The sequence below is a fragment of the Streptomyces sp. NPDC048383 genome (genome assembly GCF_040651775.1).
In the GTDB taxonomy this organism is placed as follows: domain Bacteria; phylum Actinomycetota; class Actinomycetes; order Streptomycetales; family Streptomycetaceae; genus Streptomyces.
Genome location: NZ_JBEZKS010000008.1, coordinates 77,069 through 96,887, shown reverse-complemented (window position 1 = coordinate 96,887; position 19,819 = coordinate 77,069). Strand labels below are relative to the sequence as shown.

The window sequence follows — 19,819 nt, the reverse complement described above, 5'->3', positions numbered from 1 at the left end:
AAGGCGAACCTTGCGTGGCTTGAACCACTCGACCAGTCATGGGGCGTCATGCAGATCAGCGATCTTCCGTATCCGGACCCCGGGGTACCCGACGCCCGTTCCGGCCCCCGCTTCCTGCTGTGGCTGGGCAGGGGGCAACTCGGCGGACAGGCCAAGAGCCTCGCCTGGGGCCTCCTGCACCACTGCGGCATCGCCGGCCTGCCGTTCGCGGTGGGTTTCGGCGTCGAGGCGGTCGTCAAGGGCGACGGCCGGCGGTTGCTGCTCGTCGGCGCCCTGATCGTGCTGCTCGGCATCGCCATCTCGGTGGGCGACGCGATGCTGCACCGCACGGCCGTCACCAACTGGATCACCGCCGCCGCGCGGGTGCAGCAACTGCTCGCCCGCCGGACGGCCGAGCTCGGCGCGGCGCTGACCCGACGGGTGGCGGCCGGTGAGGTGGTCGCCGTCTCCACCGGTGACGTGGAGAAGATCGGCTGGTTCGTGGAGGCCGTCTCCCGGTTCCTGGCGGCCGCCCTCGCCATCGTGATCGTCTGCGTGGGTCTCGTCGTCTACGCGCCGGCGCTCGGCGTGGTCGTGGCCGTGGGCATGCCCGTGCTGGCGCTCGCCTCACTGCCGCTGCTCCCCCGGGCCACCCGGCGCGCCGACTTCCAGCGCGAGAAGGCCGGCCGGGCCACCGAGCTCGCCTCCGACACCGTCGCGGGCCTGCGGGTGCTGCGGGGCATCGGCGGCGAGGAACTCTTCCTCGGCCGCTACCGCGAGGCCTCCCAGCAGGTCCGGTCCGCAGCCGTGCGCAGCGCCCGGATGTGGGCGCTGATCTCGGCCATCCAGGTGTTCCTGCCGGGTCTGCTGCTGATCACGGTGGTCTGGTACGGCTCCTCACTCGTGCTCGCCGGTCGGCTGGACATCGGCGAACTCGTCGCCGTGTTCAGCGCGGTGTCCCTGATGCTGTACCCGCTCAGGAACGTGGAGGAGATCGCCATGGCCTACTCCTTCTCGCGCCCCTCCGCCCAGCGGGCGGCCCGGGTGCTGTCGCTGACGCGTACGGACGCCGAGGCGGAAGGCGCGGCGGAGCCGGGCACGGGAAGCGGCATCGGCATCGGCATCGGCCGGGATCCCGTTGTTCCGGACGCGCCCGCGCCGGGCGGGGACCTGTACGACCCCGAAACCGGACTGTTGGTTCCGGCGGGCCGGCTCACGGCCGTCGTGTGCGGGGACCCGGACGTGGCGGGCCGGCTCGCCGAGCGCCTCGGCGGGCAACCCGTACCGACCGGCGGCGGTACGGCCGAGGAGCCGTCGGTGCTGCTCGGCGGGGTCGCGCTGGACGACCTCGCGCTGGACACGGCGCGCACGCTGGTCCTCGTACAGGACAAGGATCCGGTGCTGCTGTCCGGGACGCTGCGCGAACTGTTCGACGTACCGGCCTCGGGCGGCGTGGAGCCCGCGGCGGCGCTGGCGGCGGCCCAGTGCGCCGACGTCCTGGAGGCCCTGTTGCAGTCGGCGCCCGACGGGGTCACCGACCCGATGGACGCGCGGATCACCGAACGCGGGCGGTCCCTCTCGGGCGGGCAGTGCCAACGCCTCGCGCTGGCCAGGTCGCTGGTCACCGACCCGGAGGTGTTGGTGCTGGACGAGCCGACCTCGGCCGTCGACTCGCACACCGAGGCGCGGATCGCCGACGGGATCAGGGCCCTGCGCACGGGCCGGACCACGGTGGTGCTGGCGTCCTCGCCGCTGCTCCTGGACCGGGCCGACCGGGTGGTGCTCGTCCATGAGGGCCGGGCCCTGCCCCCGGGCACGCACCGCGAACTGCTGCGGGACGAACCGCGCTACCGGGCCGTCGTCACCCGCGAACCGGACCGACCCGACCGGGTCGGCCGCCCCGACCGGGTCGGCCGCCCCGACCCGTCCGGAACCGGGATGGACCGGCTGGAAGAGGAACTCACAGAGATCGAGGAATCCGCATGATCGGCGTAGCGCCTCCGGAGTACGATCCGGCGGCCCCCGAGACGGCCGCGACGCTGCCCGTGGGTTCGTCGGCGACCGTGCGGGGCTATGTGCGCGGCCTGTTCCTCCGCCACCGGGGGGCATTGCTGATCCTGGTGACCGTCAACGCCGTCGCGGTGATCGCCTCCATGGTCGGCCCGTACCTGCTGGGCCGGGTCGTGGACGAACTCGCGGCGGGGGCGCGCGACCTCCGACTGGAGCGCGTGGGGCTGCTGTTCGCGCTGGCCCTGGTCGTCCAGACCGGCTTCGTCCGGCTGGTGCGGCTGCGCGGGGCGATGCTCGGCGAGGAGATGCTGGCCGACCTGCGCGAGGACTTCCTGGTGCGCTCGGTCGGCCTGCCGCCGGGCGTCCTGGAACGGGCCGGCACCGGTGACCTGCTGTCCCGCATCACCACCGACATCGACCGGTTGGCCAACGCGATGCGCGAGGCCGTGCCGCAGCTCGCCATCGGCGTGGTGTGGGCCGGACTGCTCTTCGGGGCACTCGCCGTGACCGCGCCGCCGCTGGCCCTGGCAGCGCTGGTGGCGTTGCCGGTGCTGGTGATCGGCTGCCGCTGGTACTTCAAGCGGGCGCCGTCGGCGTACCGCTCGGAGGCGGCCGGGTACGCGGCGGTCGCGGCGGTCCTCACCGAGACCGTCGACGCCGGGCGCACCGTCGAGGCACACCGTCTGGGCCGGCGCCGGATCGCTCTGTCGGAGCAGCGGATCAAGGAGTGGACGGCCTGGGAGCGGTACACCCTGTACCTGCGGACGGTGCTCTTCCCCGTCATCAACGTCACCTACGTGACGATCCTCGGCTCGGTGCTGATGATCGGCGGCTACTGCGTCCTCCAGGGCTGGATGACGGTCGGGCAGCTGACCACCGGCGCCCTGTTGGCGCAGATGATGGTCGACCCGATCGGCCTGATCCTGCGCTGGTACGACGAACTGCAGATCGCCCAGGTGTCGCTGGCCCGGCTGGTGGGCGTCCACGAGATCGAGCCGGCGGCCGGTGACGGCGCGCTCTCCCCGCAGGGCCGCGAAGTCCGGGCCGACGAGGTCCACTTCGGCTACCGGGAGGGTGTGGACGTCCTGCACCGGGTGTCCATGGCCGTGCCTCCGGGCACCCGCATGGCGCTGGTCGGGCCCTCGGGCGCGGGCAAGTCGACGCTGGGCCGGCTGCTGGCGGGCATCTACGCGCCCCGGACCGGCGAGGTGACCCTGGGCGGCGCCCGGCTGTCGGGCATGCCGGCGGAACGGGTGCGCGAGCACGTGGCCCTGGTCAACCAGGAGCACCACGTGTTCGTGGGCTCGCTGCGGGACAACCTGCGTCTGGCCCGGTCGGGCGCGGACGACTCCGAACTGTGGGCGGCGCTGGGCGCGGTGGACGCGGACGGATGGGCCCGGTCCCTGGAGTCCGGGCTGGACACCGAGGTCGGCTCGGGCGGCAGCGCGCTGACCCCGGCGCAGGCGCAGCAGGTCGCGCTGGCCCGGCTGGTGCTGGCCGACCCGCACACGTTGGTGCTGGACGAGGCGACCTCGCTGCTGGACCCGCGTGCGGCCCGGCACCTGGAGCGGTCGCTGGCCCGGGTGCTGGACGGCCGTACGGTCATCGCGATCGCCCACCGCCTGCACACCGCGCACGACGCGGACGTGATCGCGGTGGTCGAGGCGGGCCGCATCAGCGAACTGGGCTCGCACGACGAGCTGGTGGCGGCCGACGGGGCGTACGCGGCCCTGTGGCGCTCCTGGCACGGCTGACCGGGGCCGACCGGTTGGGGCGGCGGCGTCACCGGCCCGTGGGGGGCCGCGGTGGTCCCAGGTGGTCGGCGACTCCGTCCGTTCGGCTGGTCATGTCCGGCGGCGGGGCCGGCGCCTCCGTACGCCCGGGCGGTAGCTCGTGCGCCGGGGCCGTCCCTTCCGGATCCTGTCCGGCCCGCGTCGTTCAGTACCGCGCCGCCCGCCCCGGATCCACGGGACCGAACGACGCGGGCCGACCGGCACGACCCGGCAAGGACGAGCGAGCCGGCCGTCGTCGCCTGCGGGCGGCCGGTAGGGCCGCCGCCACTGGTTCGTACGCCTGCCGACCCGCGCAGGTCCACACGACGGGCCGGGCCACGTTCCCGGCGCCCCACGCGACCCCGCCGACCCGGTCGTCGTCGCCGACGGCGTACGCGGCGGTGTGGCCCGTGGCGCTCAGCCCGCGGAGGGCCGCATCGGGCCGCTGCCGGTCCAGTACTGGGCCCGGACGACCGTGTCCGCGGGCGGGTCGTAGGTGGTGGCGAGAGACCGACCGAGACCCCCGTCCGGGGGCTGATGTCCCCCTGCCCGGGAGCAGTCCGACCGCCCGGGCGCCCACCCGGTGGGCGAAGGCCCTGCGGCCGGCGGGGGTGGTGGGCGTGCCGACCATGAGGCCGTGCCGGTTGACGGCTTCGAGGCTGCCCCCGCCGGCCCGGCCGGCAGCGGTACGGCGTGCACGGCGGCGCCGAGCCAGTAGGCGGCCTTCTCCCGGGAGACCCCGACGGACAGATCGGCCGCTCCGACGCCGTTCCTCTGGTCGGTGTACACCCGGGGATTGCCCCGTCCGGCCCCGGCAGCGACTCCAGTACGCGCAGCGCCGGCCTGCACAGCGTCCCCGACGCGGCGGCCGTGCCGGTCGCCCCCGCATCCGCGTGGGCGGGTGGGGCGAGGCGAGCGCCGCGAGGACCATCACCGCCGCGCCCGCGGCGAGCGTTCTGCCGCCGCCGGCCATGAGTCCCCCCGGACGTCGCGCGAGCCGGCGGCTCCCACGGCTCGTCGGAGCAGATGATGTCCGCCCGGAACACGCCTGACCAGACGGCCTCACGGTGGCCGGCCCTCGGCCGGTGGGTGCCGCGGCGCCGCAGCGCCTCGGCGCCCTAGAAGAGGTTCAGGGCGGCCGCGCCGCCCACCCCGCCGAGCACCATGAACACGGGCATCAGGACCTTCAGCTCGACCCAGCTGCCGGCGCGGAAGCGCATCATCTTGGGCGGGCCGATCGGGTACCAACGCTTCCCGGCGATCGGCAGCGGCCACAGGATGGGGCAGCCCGACACGGTCAGGGCGTCGCCGACGTCGTGGACCAGGGCGCCGAGCAGGATGGGAAGGCCCAACCACAGGTACTCCTGGCCCGGCTCGGTGAACAGCCAGCCCGCGCCGTTGCCCGGCTGGTCGAGGACCCCGGCCAGGATCCACGCACTTGTCGCGCCGAGCAGCCAGACCAGGACGTCGCTCGACATCCGGGCCGCCCGCCACAGCAACCCCTCGACGGCCAGCACGAGGTGGACGAAGAGCAGGACGAGGACACCCCAGCGGTCGGTGGTGACCGCGAGGGCGGAGGATCCCCCGCCGATGAGGACGGCCCAGAGCCAGGTGTGGGTCAGGGTGCGGTGACCGCCGGTGCGGCGGGCGTCGCGCGGGGAGCGGGTCGCCTTGTAGACGGCGTACGAGATCTTGTCGACGATCTCGCACAGGACCCGGGAGAGGGGTCCGAAGGCGCGGGAGATCGTCGCCGACTTGTGGTCGAGGTCGGGGGCGAGGGCGGCTCCCGCGCAGATGAGCGCGCCGACGACGAGGACCGGCCACGGCATCGGCTGCCCGTAGGCGGCCGCGGCGGCGCCCACTCCCAACCAGGCCGCTGCTCCCGACAGTGAGTGCGCCGGACCCATCATGCTCGTTCCCCGCCCAGGTAACTCGGTGTGGGCGCCCTGTGGAAAGTGTCGATCGGGCCGCCCGGACGGCTCAGCGTACCGGCGGTGATCTTCCTCTGGTCCGCCGGTTCCCGGATCCGGGGGGAAGCCAGGCAAGATGGGGGGTGTGACCCTCATTGATCAGATCCCGCCGAACGCCGACCCCGATGCCCTCTTCGAGGCTTTCTCCTCGTGGGCGGAGGACCAGGGCATCACCCTGTACCCGGCGCAGGAGGAGGCACTGATCGAGGTCGTCTCCGGAGCGAACGTGGTCCTCTCCACGCCGACCGGCTCCGGCAAGAGCCTGGTCGCGGCGGGCGCCCACTTCACCGCGCTGGCCCAGGACAAGGTCACCTTCTACACCGCTCCGATCAAGGCGCTGGTCTCGGAGAAGTTCTTCGACCTGTGCAAGATGTTCGGCACCGAGAACGTCGGCATGCTGACCGGTGACGCCTCCGTGAACGCCGACGCCCCGGTGATCTGCTGCACGGCCGAGGTGCTCGCCTCCATCGCCCTGCGCGACGGCAAGTACGCCGACATCGGCCAGGTCGTCATGGACGAGTTCCACTTCTATGCCGAGGCGGACCGCGGCTGGGCCTGGCAGATCCCGCTGCTGGAGCTCCCGCAGGCCCAGTTCATCCTGATGTCGGCGACCCTCGGCGACATGAAGCGGTTCGAGGAGGACCTGACCCGGCGCACCGGCCGGCCCACCTCGGTGGTCCGCTCGGCGACCCGGCCCGTGCCGCTGTCGTACGAGTACGTGACCACGCCGATCACCGACACCATCACCGAGCTGTTGGAGACCCGACAGTCCCCGGTGTACATCGTGCACTTCACCCAGGCCCAGGCGGTCGAGCGGGCGCAGTCGCTGATGAGCATCAACATGTGCACCCGCGAGGAGAAGGACAAGATCGCGGAGCTGATCGGCAACTTCCGCTTCACCACGAAGTTCGGCCAGAACCTCTCCCGCTACGTCCGCCACGGCATCGGCGTGCACCACGCCGGCATGCTGCCCAAGTACCGGCGTCTCGTCGAGAAGCTGGCGCAGGCCGGTCTGCTGAAGGTCATCTGCGGCACCGACACCCTGGGCGTCGGCGTGAACGTACCGATCCGCACGGTGCTGTTCACCGCCCTCACCAAGTACGACGGCAACCGGGTCCGCACGCTGCGCGCCCGCGAGTTCCACCAGATCGCCGGCCGGGCCGGCCGGGCGGGCTTCGACACGGCCGGGTTCGTGGTCGCGCAGGCGCCCGAGCACGTCATCGAGAACGAGAAGGCCCTGGCGAAGGCCGGCGACGACCCGAAGAAGCGCCGCAAGGTGGTCCGCAAGAAGGCCCCCGAGGGCTTCGTGGCCTGGTCGGACACCACCTTCGAGAAGCTGATCGGCGCCGATCCGGAACCGCTGACCTCGCGCTTCAAGGTCACCAACATCATGCTGCTGTCGGTCATCGCCCGACCGGGCGACGCCTTCAAGGCGATGCGCCACCTGCTGGAGGACAACCACGAGCCGCGCAAGGCGCAGCTGCGGCACATCCGCCGGGCAATCGCGATCTACCGTTCGCTGCTGGACGGCGGGGTCGTCGAGAAGCTCGACACCCCGGACGCCGAGGGCCGCACCATCCGGCTCACCGTCGACCTCCAGCAGGACTTCGCGCTGAACCAGCCGCTGTCGACCTTCGCGCTGGCCTCCTTCGACCTGCTGGACCCCGAGTCCCCGTCCTACGCCCTGGACATGGTCTCCGTCGTCGAGTCGACCCTGGACGACCCGCGCCAGATCCTGGCCGCGCAGCAGAACAAGGAACGCGGCACGGCGATCGGCGCCATGAAGGCCGACGGGATCGAGTACGAGGAGCGGATGGAGCGGCTCCAGGAGGTCACCTACCCCAAGCCGCTCGAAGAGCTGCTGCTCCACGCCTACGACGTGTACAGCAAGAGCCACCCGTGGGTCCGGGACCACCCCGTCTCCCCGAAGTCGATCGTCCGCGACATGTACGAGCGGGCGATGACCTTCACCGAGTTCACCTCCCACTACGAGCTGGCCCGCACCGAGGGCATCGTGCTGCGCTACCTGGCCGGCGCGTACAAGGCGCTGGACCACACCATCCCGGACGACCTGAAGTCCGAGGACCTCCAGGACCTCATCGCCTGGCTGGGCGAGCTGGTCCGGCAGGTCGATTCCAGCCTGCTGGACGAGTGGGAGCAGTTGGCGAACCCGGAGGTGGAGACGGCGGAGCAGGCCCAGGAGAAGGCCGACCAGGTCAAGCCGGTCACGGCGAACTCCCGCGCGTTCCGCGTGCTGGTCCGCAACGCCATGTTCCGCCGGGTCGAGCTGGCGGCCCTGGACCACGTCAACGTGTTGGGCGAGCTGGACGCCGAGTCCGGTTGGGACGCCGACGCCTGGGGCGAGGCCATGGACGGCTACTGGGACGAGTACGACGACCTCGGTACGGGTCCCGACGCCCGCGGCCCCAAGCTCCTGCAGATCGAGGAGGATCCGGCGCACGGGCTGTGGCGCGTCCGCCAGACCTTCGCCGACCCGAACGGTGACCATGGCTGGGGCATCAGTGCCGAGGTCGACCTCGCGGCGTCCGACGAGGAGGGTCGGGCCGTGCTCCGGGTCACCTCGGTCGGCGAGCTCGGCCAACTCTGACCCGCCCCCGTAGGCGGCCGTCCCGCCCGACGGACCGCTCACACCCGACGGCCCCCCAGCCGCCGACAAGCCCTCCGTACCCGACGAACCCTCCGTACCCGACGCGGCCCCGGCATCCGAGGGACCCGCCGTTCCCGCCGGACCCGACAGTGGAGAACCTCTGATGACGAACCCCGCCGAGAGACTCGTCGACCTGCTCGACCTGGAGCAGATCGAGGTCAACATCTTCCGGGGCGCCAGCCCGCAGGAATCCCTCCAACGCGTCTTCGGCGGGCAGGTGGCCGGCCAGGCCCTGGTCGCGGCGGGCCGCACCACCGAGAGCGACCGTCCGGTCCACTCCCTCCACGCGTACTTCCTGCGTCCGGGCATCCCCGGCGTGCCGATCGTGTACCAGGTGGAGCGGGTGCGCGACGGGCGTTCCTTCACCACGCGCCGGGTCACCGCGGTCCAACAGGGCAAGACCATCTTCAATCTGACCGCTTCCTTCCATCACCCCGAAGAGGGCGGCATCGAGCACCAACTGCCCCCTCGCCTCGACTTCCCGCACCCGGACGACCTCCCGAAGGTCGCGGACGAGATCCGCGAGCACCTGGGCGCGCTGCCCGAGGCGCTGGAGCGGATGGCCCGCCGCCAGCCCTTCGACATCCGTTACGTGGACCGGCTGCGCTGGACCCCGGAGGACCTCAAGGACGCCGACCCTCGCAGCGCGGTGTGGATGCGGGCGGTCGGCCCGCTGGGCGACGACCCGCTCGTGCACACCTGCGCCCTCACCTACGCCAGTGACATGACCCTCCTCGACGCCGTGCGCATCCCGGTCGAACCCCTGTGGGGCATGCGCGGTTTCGACATGGCCTCCCTGGACCACGCCATGTGGTTCCACCGGCCCTTCCGGGCGGACGAGTGGTTCCTGTACGACCAGGAGTCGCCCATCGCCCACGGCGGTCGCGGGCTGGCCCGGGGCCGGATCTACGACGTCGAGGGCAGGCTGCTGGTCTCCGTGGTCCAGGAGGGCCTGTTCCGCCCGTACGCGTCCGACGCGGCCAAGCCGGCCGTGTCGCCCCAGTAACCGCCGGCGAGCCACCCGTCACGTCAGTGGTCACCGCCGCCGCGGCGGGCGTCCGCCGCGGTGGCTGCCGTCCGCCCTCCTCACCGGAAGAACCGAGCACACCCATGCCCACCCCGGCCCTCCCCTGTCCTTGCGGGCTGCCCACCGCCTATCCGGCGTGCTGCGGTCGCTTCCTCGCGGGCGGCCAGGCGCCCACCGCCGAGCTGTTGATGCGTTCGCGCTTCAGCGCCTTCGCGCTCGGCGACACCGCCTACCTGATGCGCTCCTGGCACTCCTCGACCCGCCCGCGCCGGCTCGACCTGGATCCCGAACAGCGCTGGGAGCGCCTGGAGATCCTCGCCACCGCGCGGGGCGGCATGTTCGAGACGGAGGGCTCCGTGGAGTTCCGCGCGCACTACCGCGAAGGCGGTCATACGGGCTCCCTGCACGAGCACAGCGCCTTCTCCCGCGAGGACGGCGCCTGGGTCTACGTCGGCCCCCTGTCCCCCGTCACGTTCGACTGACCTCGGGCACTGACCAGAGCGAGGTCCAGGCCGACGCGGTACCGCTCGATCTCGTCGGGTGGCTGCGCCCGCAGGAGCCGCCGTGCCACCGCCGCGGCCGCCGGCACCTGCGGGTGGCCGTAGGGCGGGGGCGGGGCGAGCGCGGCCAGCACGATCCGCTCGGCCGGATCAGGTACCGCGCTCCGGACCTGCTCCTCGGGGAGGATGGAGGCCAGCACGGCCGCCCGCTCCCACGGATCGGAGGTCCGTCTCAGCAGCAGGCCCACGTGCCGGTCGCGCCATCGGACGGGCCGCAGGTCCGCCCGGGCGCCGATCAGCTCCCGGTCCGCCTCGGACGCGGCCCCGCGCAGCACCCCCGGCCGCTCGGCGGCGAACTCCCTCAGTTCCGCGCCCAGATAGAGCCATACGACGACGCGGTAGCGGTTGACCCGGTACCCGACCGGGGTGAGGTGTCCGCAGCGCGCGAGACGGGTGAAGCGGCTCGGCCCGATCCCCAGCAACCTCGCTCCGGCATCGGCCCCGGCCACCGTCTCGACCCGGGCGCGCAACGCGTCCGGGAAGCCCTCGGCCGCCTTGACCCGGTCCAGTTCCGCCCGGGTGAAGCGGGCCGCGCCGCCCACCCGCGGGCCGGCCCGTACCAGCCCCAGTTGCACGGCGCGCGCGAACTCCGCCCGTCCCAATCCCAGTTCCCTCGCCGCCCGGACCCCACCGAGCAAGGCGTCCGGCCTCGGTTCCCCCCGAGGGTCCGCCTCCACGAACACGACCCGCGCGGCCGTCGCGGCCGCCGCCGGTCGCACGCACGCCTCGGTGGCCGATACCGCGTCCGCGTTCGAGTCCGCTACCGCTTCCGCCTGCGCTGGTGCTGGTGCTGGTGCTGGTGCTTGCACTGGCTTCAGGCTGTCCATCGCGGTCGTCGTCACGGCATTCGCCGCAGCACTCATCACCACGGTGTTCAACACTGCCTTCAACACTGTCTTCATCACGGCCCTCCCCCACGAGTGGCGATCACTCTGTGTGAAGACAGTAACCCAACGTGACGAAAGCCCGCCGGCCCTGTGGATAACCCGGACCGACCCCCGACCCCCGACCCCCGACCCCCGACCCTCAGCCTCCGGTGATCCGTCGCTCCGCGACGCCCAAGTGCTCACCCACCCGGTTGACCAGCAGCGTCATCTCGTACGCGACCTGGACGATGTCCGCCTCAGCGGCACTGAGCGCGCACAGGCAACTGCCCGAGCCCGCCGCCACCACGAAGAGGAACCCCTCGTCGTACTCCACCATCGTCTGACGCACCTCACCCGCCCGGAAGTGCCGTCCGGAGCCCTTCGCGAGGCTCTGCAGGCCGGCCGCCACGGCCGCCAGGTGCTCCGCGTCCTCCCTCGCCAGTCCCGCCGTGGCCGCCGTCACCAGGCCGTCGTTCGACAGCACCACCGCGTGCCGGACCTGCTGAACCCTGCGCGTCAAATCATCCAGCAACCAGTCCAGTTGCTTGTCCAGTGCCATTTCCAGCCCCTCCCCGTCAACGCGGCCGACATGGCCGCGCCCCACCCCGCGTAGTCGTTCCGCCAGCCTTCCCCACCAGGGGCTTTCCGGCAAGGAGGATGGGCCCATGGCACAGAAGATGACTCAAGAGGAATGGCGGGCGTTCGTCTCCCACGGCACCCGCACCGGAAAGCTGGCGACCGTCCGCGAGGACGGAAGCCCGCACATCGCTCCCATCTGGTTCGTACTCGACGGCGATTCCTTCCTGTTCAACACCGGTAAGGACACCGTCAAGGGGCGGAATCTGGCCCGTGACGGTCGCCTCTCCCTCTGTGTGGACGACGACCGACCGCCCTTCGCCTACGCGGTCCTCCAGGGCCGCGCCACGATCGCCGACTACGCCGACGCCCCGCAGGAGACCCTCCACTGGGCCACCCGGATCGCCGCGCGGTACATGGGCGAGGAACGCGGCGAGGCCTTCGGCCGGCGCAACGCCGTGCCCGGTGAACTCCTCGTCCGTGTCTCCATCGACAAGGTGATCGCGACGGCCGGTGTCGCGGACTGACCCTCCAGCAGGGCCGGTCCGTCGCGCCGGTCCGCGGGGCCGACCTACGGCCCCACCGAGTCGAGCAGCCGGGCGGTGTGCATCCGCCCGGCATACTCGACCAGCCTGATCAGCACTTCCTTGCCCGAGTCCTTGTCCCGGGCGTCGCACAGCACCACCGGCGTGCCCTGATCCAGGTCCAGTGCCCGCGCCACCTCGTTCGCCCCGAAACGCCGGGCGTTCGAGAAGCAGTTGACGGCAACGACGAACGGGATCCGCCGGTGCTCGAAGTAGTCGACCGCCGGGAAGCAGTCCTCCAACCGGCGGGTGTCGGCCAGTACGACCGCCCCCAACGCCCCTTGCGACAACTCGTCCCACAGGAACCAGAAGCGGTCCTGGCCCGGCGTGCCGAACAGGTACAGCGACAGCCCCGACCTGATGGTGATCCGGCCGAAGTCCATCGCCACGGTCGTCGTGGTCTTCTGGTCCACCCCGCCGGTGTCGTCGACCAGTTCGCCCGCCTCGCTCAGCAGTTCCTCGGTCCGCAGCGGCCGGATCTCGCTGACGGCGCCCACGAGGGTGGTCTTGCCCACCCCGAAGCCGCCGGCCACCAGGATCTTCAGCGCGAGCGCGGCCAGGTCCCCGTCCGTCCCCGAACCCGCGGCCCGCGCGGGCCCGTCGTCGTGCAGTCCCATCACAGCGCTCGCAATCCCTCGATGACTTCACGCAGAATCCGCTCGTCCGGCAGTTGCGCGGGCGGCACCGGCCGGCTCACCTTGACGTGCCCCGCCTCCAACAGGTCCCCCAGCAGCACCCGCACGACGCCCACCGGAAGATCCGCGTCCGCGGCGAGTTCCGCCACCGACTGGGTCTCGGAGCGGCACGACCCGAGCAGGGCCCGGTGTTCCGGACCGAGCAACGCCTCGTCCGCGTCCCCGGAGGCGTCCGGGTCCACCACGACCAGCGCGATCAGGTCGAAGCGGACCCCGTGCGGGCCGGGCTTGGTGCGCCCGCCCGTCATGGCGTAGGGGCGTACGAGGGGCCCCGCCTCGGCGTCGTACCAGCGACCGTCCACGTGCCGGGCCGTCGCCGTCACTCTGCGGACGGCGGTTGCGCCGCGAACCGGGCCGGTGTGTAGAGGTGTTCGCCGACCCGCTTGACCAGCCGGGCCATCTCGTAGGCGACCAGACCGATGTCGGCGCCCGCCGCGCTGAGGACGGCCAGGCAGGAACCGTCACCGGCCGCCGCGACGAAGAGGAAGCCCTCGTCCATCTCCACCATCGTCTGCCGTACGCCCCCGGCGTGGAAGTGCCGTCCCGCGCCCTTGGCGAGGCTGTGCAACCCGGAGGCGACGGCCGCCAAATGCTCGGCGTCCTCCCGGCCGAGCGCACTGGACGAGCCCACCGCCAGCCCGTCGTTGGACAGGACCACCGCGTGCCGCACCTCTCGGACCCGCGTCACCAGGTCGTCGAGCAGCCAGTCCAGTTCGCCGGACCGGCGGACGCCGTCGAGGTCGATCCCGTGGTGTTCGCTCATCACACTTCTCCTTCGCTGCGTGCGTGGGGGGAGTTCTCCCGGGTGCCGCGCGCCCAGCCGTCCCGGTAGGCGGCCATCCGGTTCCGGGCCTCTTCGGGGCTGCGCCCGGGCGGCTCCTCGGTCCGCACCGAACCCGGGGGTGCCTTCGGTTCGGGGGCCTCGCGCAACTGCGGAACCAGGCTGGCCTGACGGACCCGACGGGGCAGCTCGGTCACCGAAGCAACGGGCACCGACGGGGAAGGGGACGGGGACCCGGAGGCCGACGCGGACCCCGAACCGGAACCGGACGCCCGGACCCCGGAGGCGGCGGACCCCGGTACGGGAGCGGCGTCCGGACCCGGCGCCGATCCGGAAGGCGCGGCTGCCGGTGCCGGGTCGGTACGGGTGGCCGCGCCCCCGGGGCCGCGCGGCCGCAGCGAGGCCACCGGGGCGGGCCGTTGCCGCAGGGCCCCGGAACCGGAGGCCGGGGCGGTGGCCCGTTCCCGGGTCGGGGCGGGCAGGCCGCGCACGGGTTCCCGTACGACGCTCACGGCCGGTGTCCGTGACGGCACCCGGGCGGCTCCCGCCGGCGACTCGGCCGGTTCACGGGGCGCTTCCGCGCCGGCGGGCGGTGCGGCGATCGCGCCTTGGAGCAGGGAATTGGGCAGCAGGACCACCGCGGTGGTGCCCCCGTAGGGGGAGGTGCGCAGGTGGACCTGGATCGCGTGGCGGGTGGAAAGGCGACTGACCACGAAGAGCCCGAGGCGGTCGCTGTCGAACAGGTCGAGGTCCTCGGAGTGCTCGATCCGTCGGTTCGCCGCCGCCAGCACCTCGCGGCCCATGCCGAGGCCGCGGTCCTCGACCTCCAGGACGTATCCGGTGCCGACGGGCTCGCCGCTGACCCGGACCTTGGTGTGCGGGGGCGAGAACTGCGTCGCGTTCTCGATCAGTTCGGCGAGCAGGTGGGTGAGGTCGGCGACCGCGCCGCCGGAGACGGCGGCCTCGGCGAGCCCGCGCACCTCGACGCGCTGGTAATCCTCGATCTCGGAGACGGCCGCGCGGACCACGTTCGTCAGCGGGACCGGCATCCGCCACGCGCGCCCGGGGGCGGCGCCCGAGAGGATGATCAGGCTCTCGGCGTGCCGACGCATCCGCGTGGTGAGGTGGTCGAGGCGGAAGAGGTCGCCGAGTTCGCCCGGATCGTCCGCTCGGCGCTCCATCGAGTCGAGGAGGGTGAGCTGCTTGTGGACGAGGACCTGGCTGCGGCGGGCGAGGTTGACGAACACCCCGCTGACCCCGCCGGCGAGTTCGGCGCGTTCGACCGCGGCGCTCAGGGCGGCCCGGTGGACGGTGGACAGCGCCTCCCCGACCTGGGTGATCTCGTCGTCGGCGGACCGTCCGGGCGGGGTCTCGGCGTCTACGTCGATGGTCTGGCCGGCACGCAAGCGGTCCATGGCGTCCGGCAGTTCGCGGTGTGCGATGTACAGGGCGGTGTTGCGCAGCGAGACCAGTTCCACGACGAGGGCCCGGCCGATGCGGACGGAGATGACGAGGGAGGCGGCGACGGCGGCCAGGCCGAGCAGCACGGCGGCGCCGGCGGGGCTCAACGCCCCTTCGGTGAACGGATCCGCCCGGTCCGCGGCTTCGGCGTGGGCGGCTTCGCGGATCTCCTTCATGGAGCTGCTGATCCCCGTGTACGCCGCCTCCCATCCGGCGGGGACGCCCGCCGCCTCGCGCACCGCCGCGTTGGCGCTGCCGTTGCCGTTGCCGGTCGCCGCCGGGGCGGCCGGCGCCAGTACCCGGTCCTCGGCCCCGGTGAGGTCGGCGTACGCGCCGCTCCTGGCGGCGGCTTCCCAGGCCTGCCTCCCGGCGGCGGGCAGGTCCCCGGCTGCGGCCTCGGTCAGCGCGCGCCGGGACTCGACGGTGCCGGCCAGCCGGCGAAGCGTTTCGGCGCTCCGCGGGCCGGGCAGGGCGAGCAGGGCGTCCTCGCGGGCCAGTAGCTCCGCGGCCCGGGCGAACTCCAGCAGGACGCGGGCGTCGGAGCCGAGTTCGGGGTTCCGCCCGCCGGAGAGGGTCCCTTCGACGGCGAGGGCGGAATCGGTCAGGCGCGTGTACGTCGCGTAGGCCGCCTCCGGGGTCGCGCGGCGGTCGGTGATGTCCTTGCGGACGGATCCGAGGCCCTCGGCGGCGGTGACGAAGTCCCCGAGCCGGGTGACGACGTCTGCGCCGTAGTCCCCGGAGTCGGCGACGGTGTGGCGGTCGCCGAGGCGCAGGCTCCGTACGGCGTCGTCGGTGCGCCGGACCTGCTGGGCCAGGGCGGCTCCCCGGTCGGCGGCGGGGTCGGCGAGGAAGCGGACGGCCGCCCGGCGTTCGGCCTGGAGCTCGGCGAGGGCGGTGGCGACGGGGGTGCGTATCTCGGCATCGACCTGGCGGAGCCTGTTGATCGCGGCGACGTCCTGGGCGGTGCTCACCGTGGCGAAGGCCCAGAGGGCGAGCAGTGAGACCACCGGGACCATCAGCAGGGAGACGATCTTCGCCCGGACGGTGGCGGGCCGCAGCCGGATCCGGGGCCGCGTCCCGCCTCCGGTCGGGCCCGCGCCGGGGCCGGCGGCCCGCTCCTCCTCGGACTCCTCGGCCGGTGGCCCCGCGTGCGCCCGGCGGCCGCGCGCGGGGGGCGCGGGCGACCGCTCGGACGCTGCATCCGGTCTGCTGCGGGGTGTGCGCATGGGCTCCTCGATCCGGGCGGTGCGTACGAAGGTCGTGGGGGGGCTGGGTGGGGGGCGGCGTGGTTCAGCGGGCGGGGAGCGCGGCCTCACCGAGGGTGCGGGCGGAGGCCGAGGCGGCGCGTTCGTCGGCGGTCGGGGAGAGCGCGACGAAGGCGGCGGTGATGAAGAGGTAGGAGCCGAGGCCAACCGCGAGGGGGAAGATGAACTGCATGGCCGTGGCGCCGTGGAGCGCCGCGTCCGAGGGGGTGACGCGGACGGCGACGGCGGCCATCCCGGTGTAGTGCATGCTGCTGACGGCGGCGCCCATGACCAGCGAGGCCCCGGCCACGGCGACCGGCGATTTGATGTTGAGGGCCGCCCAGAGCGCGGCGGTGGCGGCGATCACGGCGATGGCGACGGAGAGCCCGACGGTGACCGGCCGGTAGGTGACCTGTCCGTGCAGGCGCAGCGCCGCCATTCCGAGGTAGTGCATGCTCGCGACGCCGAGCCCGGTGGTCAGGCCGCCGAGGACGAGGGCCCGGCCCCGGTTCCTGCCGTAGCCGACGGCGAAGACGCCGGCGCCGACGACGAGTACGGCGACGAGGAGGCTGAGGATGGTCAGCGGGACGTGGTAGCGGATCTCGGTGCCGGTGACGTGGAAGCCGAGCATCGCGACGAAGTGCATCGTCCAGATGCCGGTGCCGATGGCCGAGGCGGCGGTGAGCAGCCAGTTGCGGCGGGAGGCGCCCGTCGCGGCGAGCGCACGGACGGTGCAGCGCAGCCCGAGAGCGGCGCCGATCGATGCCATCACGTACGACAGTGCGGGTGTCAGCCAGCCATAGGCGGCGTGGTCCAGGTGTCCCATGGCCACGGGACGCTAGTCCGGGTGAGGGCACGAACACGGGGAGCATTTCGAAAGCCGCTGGAACTGCTGGAATATGACAGAGCTACGTTCATCTGCGATCACACCACGTGCCACCTTGCGCACGCAGCGAAGGCATGGCACTGCGCCATCCTGCGCACGCAGCGCCGGCACGGCATGCGCCACGGACATCGGAGAGGCCCGAGGGCGCCGGCCGGGACCTCGTGAGCACACCGCCGTGCGGGATCATGGGCTCATGAGCCGAGACCACACGCACGTGCAGGAGTTCTTCGGGCCGCGCGCCGGCGCCTGGGACCGGAAGTTCCCCGAGGACGGACCCGCCTTCGCGGAGGCCGTCGCCGAGTGCGGGCTGCGCCCCGGGGACCGGGTGCTCGACGCGGGCTGCGGGACCGGCCGGGCTCTGCCCCCGTTGCGCGGGGCCGTCGGAGCCGCCGGGACGGTGGTCGGCGTCGATCTCACCGAGGAGATGCTGGCCGCCGCGCGGGAGGCCGGGCGCGGGGCCGACGGCACGCTCCTGCGCGCCGACGTGGCCCGATTGCCGCTGCGCGACGGCGCCTTGGACGCGGTGTTCGCGGCCGGCCTGATCGCCCACCTGCCCGATCCGGAGGCCAACCTGCGCGAGCTGGCCCGCGTGGTCCGCCCCGGCGGCCGGCTCGCGCTGTTCCATCCGATCGGCCGCGCCGCGCTCGCCGCACGCCACGGCCGGGAGCTCACCCCCGACGACCTGCGGGCCGAGCACAACCTCGGCGCGTTGCTGTCCCGCTCGGGCTGGGAGATGGCCCGCTACGCCGACGAGGACCACCGTTTCCTGGTCCTGGCCGATCGCCGCGGCTGAACCCCGGGGGCCCGCTCGGGCCGGAGGGTCTCCCCCGGCCGGTCGGATCGCGCGCCGATATCCCGTTCCGTGGCGGGTGTCCGACCGTACGTACAGGTGGGGGCTGGGAAATCGGCCTCCTCCTGCTCTCGACGTGTGTGTTACCCGCTGGTTAAGGTGCGCCGACGAGAGAGCGATCGGGAGGCCACGTGTCCGACGAGGAGGACGGGGGCTCGCTGTACGTGCTGACCGCCGTGCTGCTGACCCCCACGCAGTTCCCTGCCGTCCTGGGCGACGACTTCCCGCAGGCCTGCGCCCTGCTGGGCGTCCGCCCGGACCCGGACGGGTACGGGCTGGTGCTCGGGCAGGACGAGGAGGGGGCGCGCTGGACGGTCGTCGTGGACGACGTCTCGCTCGTGGCCGCCGCCATCGCCTCCTGGGACTGCGGCATGGAGTACGACCTGTCGCCCGACGAGCGGACCATCGTGGTCTCGCTGGCGGGCTGGCCGCTGGAACTGACGGTGTCCGCGCCGGGCGTCGCGGAACCGCACGATCCGGACCAGGGTGCGGACGGCACCGGTCGGGTGCCGTTGACCCCGCCTTCGGCGGACGTCTGGGGGCCGGTGCAGCGGCGGATGGGCGCCGACCAGATCGCCCGTGAGTGGGCGGACTGGCGCGAGCGCGTGGCGACGGACGGCGGCGCGGCGGCCGCCGCGCACCCCGGGCTGGCGCGGGCCCTGCGGGAGGCGACGGAGTACACCCGCGTGGCGCCGCCCGCGGGCCGGGTGCGCTCGTCCTTCGCGGCCGAGGGCGCGCGGACCGTACGGGCGGACGGCCCCGGCTGGTCGCTGGTGGCGCGGACCGACGACTCGGCGTTCGTCCTGCTCGATGACGAGCCGGGCGAGGTGCTGGCCGTCCCCCGCGAGGGGGATTTCGACCTGCGGGAGCTGCTGGCGGCCCTGGACCGGATGGCCGTGCGACCCGCCTGAGCAGGAGGGGGGAATCATGACGGAACGGCCGGGAACGGCAGGAGAACGGGTGGAGCAGGGCGCACCGGTGCCGGTCGGCGGGGTCGTCGAGTTCGTCGGGTTCGATCCGTGCACCAAAACCCGCCAACCGCGGTGGGCCACGGCCCGCGAGAAGGACTCCTACCGACCCTGCCCGACCCGGCGCGGGGCCGGGGCGGGCGCCGGGGCGGGCGCCGAGCGGGTCAGACCCGTTCGAGCGGGACGTGCGGGAGCGCCGGCAGGGTGACCGTGATCGCGTCGCCGGGGTGGATCGTGCCGCCCCGGTGGACCACGCCCATGATTCCCGCCTTGCGGACCAGCCGACCCGCCTCGTCCCGGCCGACGACCTGCTTGAGCAGTCCCCTGCGGAAGTTGTCGATCTGCAGGCACGGGTTGCGCAGACCCGTCACCTCCACGACCGCTTCCGCGCCGAGTCCCAGCAGCGTTCCGGTCGGGAGCGCGAGCAGGTCGATGCCCTCCGTGGTCACGTTCTCCCCGAGCTCGCCCGGCGCGACGTCGAATCCCCGGTCGGCGACCTCGTCGAGCAGCTCGCGGTGGATCAGGTGCACCTGTCGGAGGTTCGGCTGCGTCGGGTCCTGCGCCACCCGCGAGCGGTGCTTGACCGTGACGCCGGCGTGCACGTCCCCCTCCACGCCGAGACCGGCGAGCAGGGTGATGCTCTCCCGGTTCGGCTTGGTGAACGAGTACACGCCGTTGCTACTGACCGCCGAAACCCGTGCCTTGTTCATGAAGTGCGTCCCCCTTGCCCTTGCCGCTCTCAGCGGCCGAGCTGCTTCCTGGATGTGCCCCGCAGTCGACGACGCTGGGAGGGGTCCAACAGGAGGTACGCGACGGCCGGTACCGCGACCAGGGCCACGAGACCCCAGACACCGAACACCCAGAACAACACGAGCGCTGCCGCGACTGCGGCCACCGCGACCTTTCCGCTCCTCGACATCTG

Annotated in this window: 18 protein-coding genes; 8 read left to right on the top strand and 10 right to left on the bottom strand. The window is 73.1% G+C overall.

Translation table 11 applies throughout. From position 1 onward, the window contains the following. Positions 1-48: 48 nt before the first annotated feature. A complete protein-coding gene (locus AB0D46_RS08480; RefSeq protein ID WP_362876527.1) occupies positions 49-1,965 on the top strand; it encodes an ABC transporter ATP-binding protein in 1,917 nt (638 codons plus the stop codon). Beyond that, positions 1,962-3,743 carry an ABC transporter ATP-binding protein gene (locus tag AB0D46_RS08475; RefSeq protein WP_362876526.1) on the top strand — a complete coding sequence of 594 codons (1,782 nt, stop codon included), beginning with the start codon at positions 1,962-1,964 and terminating at the stop codon, positions 3,741-3,743. Before AB0D46_RS08480 ends, AB0D46_RS08475 begins: the two co-directional genes overlap by 4 nt. Before the next feature lie 1,136 nt (positions 3,744-4,879). Here the strand turns inward: AB0D46_RS08475 and AB0D46_RS08470 are convergent. Continuing rightward, complete coding sequence (locus tag AB0D46_RS08470; protein WP_362876525.1) at positions 4,880-5,671, bottom strand: metal-dependent hydrolase; 792 nt, start codon at positions 5,669-5,671, stop codon at positions 4,880-4,882. 145 nt (positions 5,672-5,816) lie between these two features. Here AB0D46_RS08470 and AB0D46_RS08465 point away from each other — a divergent pair, with 145 nt between their 5' ends. The 3 genes from AB0D46_RS08465 to AB0D46_RS08455 all read left to right on the top strand — a co-directional run bounded on the left by AB0D46_RS08465 (position 5,817) and on the right by AB0D46_RS08455 (position 9,908). Continuing rightward, positions 5,817-8,339, top strand: a complete 2,523-nt coding sequence (locus AB0D46_RS08465; protein WP_362876524.1) for a DUF3516 domain-containing protein — start codon at positions 5,817-5,819, stop codon at positions 8,337-8,339. 163 nt (positions 8,340-8,502) lie between these two features. Next, complete coding sequence (locus AB0D46_RS08460) at positions 8,503-9,405, top strand: acyl-CoA thioesterase II (RefSeq protein WP_362876523.1); 903 nt, start codon at positions 8,503-8,505, stop codon at positions 9,403-9,405. A 104-nt stretch (positions 9,406-9,509) separates the two neighbouring features. Further along, complete coding sequence (locus AB0D46_RS08455) at positions 9,510-9,908, top strand: YchJ family metal-binding protein (protein WP_362876522.1); 399 nt, start codon at positions 9,510-9,512, stop codon at positions 9,906-9,908. Here AB0D46_RS08455 and AB0D46_RS08450 read toward each other — a convergent pair. Together AB0D46_RS08450 and AB0D46_RS08445 are read right to left on the bottom strand one after the other, a co-directional pair. Then, entirely contained in the window at positions 9,872-10,588 is a 717-nt protein-coding gene (locus tag AB0D46_RS08450) for a DUF6397 family protein (RefSeq protein ID WP_362876521.1), read from the bottom strand. The two genes, AB0D46_RS08455 and AB0D46_RS08450, sit on opposite strands and share 37 nt — an antisense overlap. Before the next feature lie 424 nt (positions 10,589-11,012). Continuing rightward, positions 11,013-11,411, bottom strand: coding sequence for a roadblock/LC7 domain-containing protein (locus AB0D46_RS08445; protein WP_281209658.1), 399 nt, complete (start codon positions 11,409-11,411; stop codon positions 11,013-11,015). 106 nt (positions 11,412-11,517) lie between these two features. Between AB0D46_RS08445 and AB0D46_RS08440 the strand changes: the two genes are divergently transcribed. Then, the gene (locus AB0D46_RS08440; RefSeq protein WP_362876520.1) at positions 11,518-11,955 is read left to right on the top strand and encodes a PPOX class F420-dependent oxidoreductase; all 438 of its coding nucleotides are present in this window, start codon (positions 11,518-11,520) and stop codon (positions 11,953-11,955) included. Between the two features lie 44 nt (positions 11,956-11,999). On the opposite strand, the gene AB0D46_RS08435 is transcribed toward AB0D46_RS08440, so the two are convergent. The 5 genes from AB0D46_RS08435 to AB0D46_RS08415 all read right to left on the bottom strand — a co-directional run bounded on the left by AB0D46_RS08435 (position 12,000) and on the right by AB0D46_RS08415 (position 17,019). Further along, the gene (locus AB0D46_RS08435; protein WP_362876601.1) at positions 12,000-12,629 is read right to left on the bottom strand and encodes an ATP/GTP-binding protein; all 630 of its coding nucleotides are present in this window, start codon (positions 12,627-12,629) and stop codon (positions 12,000-12,002) included. Then, positions 12,629-13,030 (bottom strand): DUF742 domain-containing protein, encoded by a 402-nt coding sequence (locus tag AB0D46_RS08430; protein WP_362876519.1) that lies wholly within the window; start codon positions 13,028-13,030, stop codon positions 12,629-12,631. Before AB0D46_RS08430 ends, AB0D46_RS08435 begins: the two co-directional genes overlap by 1 nt. Next, positions 13,027-13,470: a roadblock/LC7 domain-containing protein gene (locus tag AB0D46_RS08425; protein ID WP_362876518.1), complete on the bottom strand. Its 444-nt coding sequence runs from the start codon at positions 13,468-13,470 to the stop codon at positions 13,027-13,029. The genes AB0D46_RS08430 and AB0D46_RS08425 overlap by 4 nt, the downstream gene beginning before the upstream one ends. Next, on the bottom strand, positions 13,470-16,175 hold the full coding sequence (locus tag AB0D46_RS08420) for a nitrate- and nitrite sensing domain-containing protein (protein ID WP_362876517.1): 2,706 nt from the start codon (positions 16,173-16,175) through the stop codon (positions 13,470-13,472). Before AB0D46_RS08420 ends, AB0D46_RS08425 begins: the two co-directional genes overlap by 1 nt. Before the next feature lie 64 nt (positions 16,176-16,239). Then, positions 16,240-17,019, bottom strand: a complete 780-nt coding sequence (locus AB0D46_RS08415; protein WP_362876516.1) for an MHYT domain-containing protein — start codon at positions 17,017-17,019, stop codon at positions 16,240-16,242. A 253-nt stretch (positions 17,020-17,272) separates the two neighbouring features. Here AB0D46_RS08415 and AB0D46_RS08410 point away from each other — a divergent pair, with 253 nt between their 5' ends. Together AB0D46_RS08410 and AB0D46_RS08405 are read left to right on the top strand one after the other, a co-directional pair. Continuing rightward, positions 17,273-17,872 (top strand): methyltransferase domain-containing protein, encoded by a 600-nt coding sequence (locus AB0D46_RS08410; protein WP_362876515.1) that lies wholly within the window; start codon positions 17,273-17,275, stop codon positions 17,870-17,872. A 188-nt stretch (positions 17,873-18,060) separates the two neighbouring features. After that, a complete protein-coding gene (locus AB0D46_RS08405; protein ID WP_362876514.1) occupies positions 18,061-18,840 on the top strand; it encodes a hypothetical protein in 780 nt (259 codons plus the stop codon). 221 nt (positions 18,841-19,061) lie between these two features. Here the strand turns inward: AB0D46_RS08405 and AB0D46_RS08400 are convergent, their stop codons facing one another. Next, the gene (locus AB0D46_RS08400) at positions 19,062-19,607 is read right to left on the bottom strand and encodes an MOSC domain-containing protein (protein ID WP_362876513.1); all 546 of its coding nucleotides are present in this window, start codon (positions 19,605-19,607) and stop codon (positions 19,062-19,064) included. A gap of 29 nt (positions 19,608-19,636) precedes the next feature. After that, positions 19,637-19,816, bottom strand: a complete 180-nt coding sequence (locus AB0D46_RS08395; protein ID WP_362876512.1) for a hypothetical protein — start codon at positions 19,814-19,816, stop codon at positions 19,637-19,639. Between the last annotated feature and the right edge of the window lie 3 nt (positions 19,817-19,819).